The sequence below is a fragment of the Mesorhizobium sp. M7A.F.Ca.CA.003.01.2.1 genome, assembly GCF_003998945.1.
GTDB lineage: Bacteria > Pseudomonadota > Alphaproteobacteria > Rhizobiales > Rhizobiaceae > Mesorhizobium > Mesorhizobium ciceri.
On sequence record NZ_RZRA01000864.1, the window covers coordinates 1 to 2395 of the forward strand.

2 protein-coding genes are annotated in these 2395 nt (G+C 60.6%); one reads left to right on the top strand and one right to left on the bottom strand.

Translation table 11 applies throughout. The features are described 5' to 3' along the window. The first annotated feature begins 75 nt into the window (after positions 1 to 75). On the top strand, positions 76 to 588 hold the full coding sequence (locus EN969_RS26815; protein ID WP_245467512.1) for a DUF995 domain-containing protein: 513 nt from the start codon (positions 76 to 78) through the stop codon (positions 586 to 588). A gap of 678 nt (positions 589 to 1266) precedes the next feature. Here EN969_RS26815 and galE read toward each other — a convergent pair. Next, positions 1267 to 2346: a UDP-glucose 4-epimerase GalE gene (gene galE, locus EN969_RS26825; protein ID WP_013532494.1), complete on the bottom strand. Its 1080-nt coding sequence runs from the start codon at positions 2344 to 2346 to the stop codon at positions 1267 to 1269. Positions 2347 to 2395 lie beyond the last annotated feature (49 nt).

Sequence of the window (2395 nt, forward strand, 5' to 3'; positions counted from 1 at the left end):
GTACTGACAGCTCTGACCGGATTGCCACCGCATGGTGTCGACGGTCGACGCAAACATTGTCGGTTCGCAACTTGTATGCAACTCATGTTTCTCCTGGCCCTCTGCGGCCAGACGGCGCTTTCGGGAACGGCGCATGCGGCTGCCGCCAAAGACGGCAGACCAGCGGGAACGGTCATCGCACCGGCTCCAACTGCCTACGAGCTGCAGCTTCTTTATGCCGACCGCACATGGATATGGAAAAACGGCGCGGCCTTTTTCGCGCAGGACAATCGACGTCTCCAGGCCTGGACGTCCGGGCAGGACACCACGTCTGTCGCGGAGGGTAGATGGCTGGTGACCAAGGATGGCAAGATGTGCATGGAGCTCGCCTGGCGATCGAAAGGTTACACCGGCGAGCAGCACCGCACCTGCTACAGCCACCGCATTCAGGGCCTGAATATCGAGCAACGCAAGGATCCGGACGGGGAATGGTACGGTTTCAAGCGATCTCCCGAGGATCCTTCCGACGAATACAAGAAATTCGAAGCAGGCGACACCAAGGGCGCGCAGTTCGAAGTGACCCGCAAGCTGGTCGATGCCAAAAAGTAGGCCGCGCTTCCGGCCGCGCTGAGATGGCCGGGCTGTTCTTCCCGTGCGCCTGTCGTGGAACCCGCGAATCGCTTATGGTTGAGTGGCTCGGCAGGCGCTCGGCGCGCCGAGCGCATTTAGTCGCATTCAACTGCATCGCCTGGACGACAAGACGATGGCCTGCCATACGGTTTTGATGAAATTTAATAATTAGTGATATCTAATATAACGTGTGATGTGCGAGTGGTCACTCATGCGGCGTGGAAGCGGCCCAAGTATAGTATGTCGCAATGCGCCCCTGGCTTATACTTGATAGCAAGGGACAGAGGATGAGAAATTCCGCGAGCGTATTTCGCTCAAGCAAGAATGTCGTATCTATTGCCGCGGCTGTGGCGCTGAGCTCTATGGTTGCAGGTTGTCAAGGTATGGACGCAACTGAAACCGGTTCGGTCCTTATCAGGCCCATCGTCCACCCGGTCCGCAGTCAGCCCTCGGTCCAGCCCGTGCAGGCCAGATTTCTCGTGCGCTCGCTCCGGGCCGACCTTCCGATCCAGATGACAAGCACAATAGGGACCGAAAGTGCCTACGCCTTTGCACCGCCGCAACGGATCAAAGCCAGCACGCCGGCGCCGGTGAACATCTCGTTCAATCCGGGCGATGGCAGCACGTTCTCGGGCGGCTCGCCTTATATCTGCAGCCCTAGCGGATTTGGCCAGCGCGCGAACTGTCACCCCCGCTATCTCTGACCCGTCGGGCGACGACCGGCGCTGCCGCCCTCACTGGCGGCAGTTTCATGGGCCTGGTCTTCAGTCCGAAAAAGGGAGCGGCCGTCCTGACAATCGTATCGATGTCTGAAAGCTCCGGCACAAAGCCAAGATGTTCGCGTGCGCTTCCCGGGTCGGCGTAGAGCTCCGCCGGATCTCCGGCGCGTCGGCTCCTGAACACTGCCGGAACCGGCCTCGACGTGATTCGGCCGACCGCCTTGACAATCTCCTTGATGGAGACGCCCCGCCCTGTGCCGAGATTGACCGCAAGGCTTCGCCCGCCACCCTCGATATGCATGAGCGCTTTCAGGTGGGCGCGGGCCAGATCGGTGACGTGGATATAATCCCTTACGCAAGTGCCGTCCGACGTGTCGTAGTCGGTGCCGAAAACCTCGATCGCGTCGATGATGCCCGATGCGGCCATGAGCACTCTGGGAACCAGATGGGTTTCCGGCGAATGCCACTCACCGAGCTCGCCATCGGGATCGGCGCCACAAGCGTTGAAATAGCGCAGGATCGCAAATTTCATTCCGTACGCGGACGCATAGTCGCCGATGATCTGTTCACCCATCAGCTTGGTGCGCCCATAGGGGCTGATCGGATTTTGCGAGGAGGTCTCGCGAACCGGCAACGCCTCCGGCACGCCGTAGGTCGCACAGCTGCTGGAGAAGATGATGTTTTCGATCGAACTCGCGCGTGCGGCATCGAGCACCGCGATGGTGCCTGTCACATTGGTCGAATAATATTCGGCCGGCTCGCGAACGGACTCTCCGACATAGGCCAGCGCAGCAAAATGGATCACGGCCGTCGGCCGGTGCGTTTCCATCGCCCGCCGCAGTGCATCCCGATCCCGGATATCGCCGACGACAAGCGGCCCCCAGGCGACGGATCTCTCATTGCCGCGGCTCAGATTGTCGAAAACCACCGGCATGTAGCCGGCGGCGGCCAACTGCTTGCAGGTGTGGCTGCCGATGAAGCCGGCTCCACCCGTCACCAGGACCGCCGGCCGGCTCATGAAGCAGCAGCTCCTCTGGCGATGTGACTTCCGTAGAGCAGGGTATCAA

Coding starts and splice junctions, on each gene's coding strand:
- galE (WP_013532494.1), bottom strand. CDS start 2,346: ATGAGCCGGCCGGCGGTCCTGGTGACGGGTGGAGCCGGCTTCATCGGC.
- EN969_RS26815 (WP_245467512.1), top strand. CDS start 76: ATGCAACTCATGTTTCTCCTGGCCCTCTGCGGCCAGACGGCGCTTTCG.